Source organism: Streptomyces katrae (assembly GCF_000966975.1).
Classification (GTDB): domain Bacteria; phylum Actinomycetota; class Actinomycetes; order Streptomycetales; family Streptomycetaceae; genus Streptomyces; species Streptomyces katrae.
Genome location: NZ_JZWV01001340.1, coordinates 1 through 4,063 on the forward strand (window position 1 = coordinate 1; position 4,063 = coordinate 4,063).

A 4,063-nucleotide genomic window follows, 5' to 3' on the forward strand; every position below is an offset into this window, starting at 1 on the left:
CTCTCCCCCCATCCTGAGGGGGTGAGCAATGAGGAGTTCCGCGCCGCCATGTCCCGGCTGGCGGCGGGCGTGTGCCTGATCACCGCCCACGAGCCGCCCCTGACCGCCGGCGGGCCGCGCGGCGAGGACGTGGGCATGACCGCCACCGCGTTCATGTCGGTGTCCCTGGAACCGCCGCTGGTTCTGGTGAGCGTGCGCGAGGGCTCCCGGATGGACGACCTGCTGGCCGAGCAGCCGCTGTGGGCGGTGTCGCTGCTCGCGGAGAGCCAGCTGCAGGTGGCGAGCCGGTTCTCGATGAAGGGCCGCATCAGCGACCGGCTCCTGTTCGCCGACATCCCCTACGAGCGCGGCGCCGCCTCGGGGGCCCCGCTGATCTCGGGGGCCCTGGCCACCCTGGAGTGCCGTACGCGGTCCCGGGTGCCGGCGGGCGACCACACCCTGGTCATCGGGCACGTCCTGACGGCCTCGTTCCCGTCACCGGACGCCCGGCCCCTGACCTACTTCCGCGGCCGCTACCGCCACCTGCTGCCGTAGCACGAAGGGGGGACGGCCGGAGCGGGAACGGAAGCCCAGGCGGCGAAGCGCCGCAGGGCCTACCAGTCCCGCGAGCTGCGCCCCCGCTTCGTCTCCGACCGGGCCTTCTTCTCCCGCAGCCGCCGCTCGTTGATCCCGCGCGGGATCTTCGTCGGCCGCCGGACCTTCGGCGGGGCCGCCGTCGCCTCCGCCAGCACCGCCGCCATCCGCACCAGCGCCATCTCCCGGTTGCGGTACTGCGACCGGTGCTCGGACGCCCGTACCGTCAGCACCCCGTCCACCAGCCGCCCGGCGAGCCGCTCCAGCGCGCGCTCCTTCCACACCGCCGGCAGCGCCTTCGTCGCGGCGACGTCGAACAGCAGCTCCACCCGCGAGTCCGAGGTGTTCACGTGCTGCCCGCCCGGCCCGGAGGAACGCGAGAACCGCCAGGCGAGCTCCGCCTCGGGGAGCACGACCGCACCGCGGATGACATAGGGACCAGGCATGGCCCCTATGATCCGCCCCCGCCCCGCCCCCGTCACCCTCATTTCCCGCCCCGGGCACCCCCGCGGAACCCCCCTGGAACCTCCACGCCCCCTCCCCGCGTTATGAAGGGCAGCGGTAGCTTGGCCCCACATCGGGGCCGAGCACCCGGAATGACGAGGAAGGACACCAGTCACATGGCAGTAAGCCTGTCCAAGGGCGGCAACATCTCGCTCTCGAAGGAGGCCCCCGGCCTCAGCGCCGTCACGGTCGGCCTCGGCTGGGACGTCCGTACGACGACCGGTGTCGACTTCGACCTCGACGCCTCGGCCATCGCGGTCGACGCGACGGGCAAGGTCGTCTCCGACGGCCACTTCGTCTTCTTCAACAACAAGTCCACCCCGGACCAGACCATCGTCCACACCGGTGACAACCGCACCGGCGAGGGCTCCGGCGACGACGAGTCCATCAAGGTCAACCTGGCCGGCCTGCCCGCCAGCGTCGACAAGATCGTCTTCCCGGTCTCCATCTACGACGCCGACTCCCGCAGCCAGAACTTCGGCCAGGTCCGCAACGCGTACATCCGCGTCGTCAACCAGGCCGGCGGCGCCGAGATCGCCCGCTACGACCTCTCCGAGGACGCCGCCACCGAGACCGCCATGGTCTTCGGCGAGCTCTACCGCAACGGCGCCGAGTGGAAGTTCCGCGCCGTCGGCCAGGGCTACGCCTCCGGCCTCACCGGCATCGCCCAGGACTTCGGCGTCAACGTCTGAGACCGCCCCACCGCGGCAGACCCCTTCCCGACCGTCCCCGGGAAGGGGTCACCCCCTACGCCTTCGGCCGCTCGTCCCCGTAGAGCCACACGTCCCACACCTTCTTCAGGTCCGCCCCCGTACGCCGCTCCGCATACGCGGTGAAGTCGGCCGTGCTCGCGTTCCCGTAGCGGTGATCGGCGGCCCAGCCCCGCAGCAGGCCGAAGAACTTCTCGTCCCCCACCTCCTGCCGGATCCGGTGCAGCACCATCGCACCCCGGTAGTAGACCGGGTCATCGGAGATGTGCTCGGCACCGGGCGGTGAAGCCGGCGGGAAAGCCGCCCAGTCGACCCCGGCATGCGCGTCGACGGACGTGTCACCGGCCAGGAACGCCTCGAACCGGCGCTGCGCGCTCACACCCCCGTGGGTCTCCGCCCACAGCCACTCCGCGTACGTGGCGAACCCCTCGTTCAGCCACATGTCCTTCCAGGACTTCGGCGACACCGAATCCCCGAACCACTGGTGCGCCAGCTCGTGCAGCACCAGCTCCTCGTCGGGCGCACCCGGGTAGACCGGCTTGGTCTGCGTCTCCAGCGCGTACCCCAGCGACCGCGCGGGCATCACGATCGAACCCACCGTCCCGAACGGATACGGCCCGAACGTCGCACTCCCCCACTCCACCATCTCCGGCACCCGCGCCAGCACGGCACGGGACGCCTCCTCCTCCGCCGGCGCCACCGCCTGGTAGACGGACACCCCCGAAGCGGTCCGCCCCGTACTCACCTTGAACTTCCCCACGGCGACCGTCGCCAGATAGCTCGCCATCGGCTCCGCACTCCGCCACGCGAACTCGGTGCGCCCGCCCCCCACGTCCCGCCGGGAACGCAACTCCCCGTTGGACACGGCCTCGTACCCCGCCGGAACGGTCACCGTGACGTCGTACGTGGCCTTGTCACTGGGGTGGTGGTTGCCCGGGAACCAGCCCATCGAGCCCACCGGCTCCCCCACACCGGCCGCGAAACCGCCCTCCGCGGTGATCCAGCCCTCCTTGGACCCGTCCGGATCGACCAGCGCCTTCGGCCGGCCCGCGTAGTCCACCCGCGTCCGGAAGACCTCACCCTTGCGCACGTCCTTCGCCGGACGCACCGTCAACTCGTTGCCCGTCCGGTTGAACCGCGCCGCCACACCCTGCACGTCCACACCCTCGACCTTCAGCCCGCTGAAGTCGAGATTGAACGAACTGAGCCCCTGACCGGCCCGCGCGGTGATCACCGCCGTCCCGCGCAGCTCCCCGTCGGCGGGGTCGTACGCCAGGTCCAGCGCGTAGTGCTCCACCTGGTACCCGCCGTTGCCCGCCCGGGGAAAGTACGGATCCCGCAGCCCCGACGCGCCCGGCCGCCCCTGCACCGTCGCCCCCGTACACCCCGTGGTGAGGGCGAGCAGGACGGCGAGGGCGGGGGCGGCGAGACGGGTGAGCGTGCGGAGTTCCACACGCCCGATCCTAAGTGGGTTACTTCGACAGGGCCTCGACACCGGCCTTGGCGAACTTCTCGTCCAGGTCACCGCTCGGCGCACCCGCCACACCGACGGCGGCGACGGGCGCACCGTCCGCCTGGACCGGGGCGGCACCGGCGAGGAACAGGGTGCCCGGGATGTCCTTCAGGTTCGGAGCCTGCGCGAGCCGGCCGGCCAGCACCGAGGTCGGGGCGTTCCAGGACACGGCGGTGAACGCCTTGCGCTGCGCGGACTCGTAGGACTGCGGGCCCGCACCGTCGCCGCGGAGGGTGACGATGGTGTTGCCGTTGCGGTCCACCACGGCGACCGTGACCTTCTGGTTCTCCTTCTCGGCGGCCTCGAGCGCGGCCTGGGCGGCGCGGGTGGCGGCGCCGATGGTCAGGTGGGTCGAGGTGGTGAAGTTGTTGTTCTTGACCTCGTCCTTCTTGGCAGGGGTGGCGCTCGCGCTCACGGCCCCGAAGGTCCCGGCGCCGAGGACGACGGCGAGGGCGGTACCGGTGAGGACGCGGGTACGGGTGTTCATCTCAGCTCCTGGTGGTCTCGACTGGCTCCCTCCAACCATCACCGCCGCCCCCGCCCCCACCCGTCCCCGTACCGGCTCGCCCCACCGACCGCACCGGTTGACCCGAGGGTCAACCGATCGGCCGATGCGCCCGGGCCACCCGCCCGCTTTCCTGTCCCTACCGACCCCCCGCCCCGCACCCCGCGCCAAAACGCAGGCCGGCTACCGCTGGGGGCCCCAGGCGAGGCTGGTTTTGCGGAGCTTCCCGGTCTGCCGGGCCGGGGGCGGGGACGGGGT

Annotated in this window: 5 protein-coding genes; 2 read left to right on the forward strand and 3 right to left on the reverse strand. The window is 71.9% G+C overall.

The window, feature by feature from the left end; all coding sequences use genetic code 11:
- Positions 1–534 (forward strand): flavin reductase family protein (locus VR44_RS36970; protein WP_052714001.1); only part of this gene is annotated, 534 nt, incomplete at its 5' end.
- Between the two features lie 59 nt (positions 535–593).
- Here VR44_RS36970 and arfB read toward each other — a convergent pair.
- On the reverse strand, positions 594–1,019 hold the full coding sequence (arfB, locus tag VR44_RS36975) for an alternative ribosome rescue aminoacyl-tRNA hydrolase ArfB (RefSeq protein WP_045952051.1): 426 nt from the start codon (positions 1,017–1,019) through the stop codon (positions 594–596).
- Positions 1,020–1,193: 174 nt separating this feature from the next.
- Between arfB and VR44_RS36980 the strand changes: the two genes are divergently transcribed.
- Positions 1,194–1,769 (forward strand): TerD family protein, encoded by a 576-nt coding sequence (locus VR44_RS36980; RefSeq protein ID WP_045952052.1) that lies wholly within the window; start codon positions 1,194–1,196, stop codon positions 1,767–1,769.
- 55 nt (positions 1,770–1,824) lie between these two features.
- Here VR44_RS36980 and VR44_RS36985 read toward each other — a convergent pair whose 3' ends face one another.
- Both VR44_RS36985 and VR44_RS36990 read right to left on the reverse strand, forming a co-directional pair.
- Positions 1,825–3,240 carry a M1 family metallopeptidase gene (locus tag VR44_RS36985; protein ID WP_045952053.1) on the reverse strand — a complete coding sequence of 472 codons (1,416 nt, stop codon included), beginning with the start codon at positions 3,238–3,240 and terminating at the stop codon, positions 1,825–1,827.
- A 19-nt stretch (positions 3,241–3,259) separates the two neighbouring features.
- A complete protein-coding gene (locus VR44_RS36990) occupies positions 3,260–3,787 on the reverse strand; it encodes a GlcG/HbpS family heme-binding protein (RefSeq protein WP_211275209.1) in 528 nt (175 codons plus the stop codon).
- Positions 3,788–4,063 lie beyond the last annotated feature (276 nt).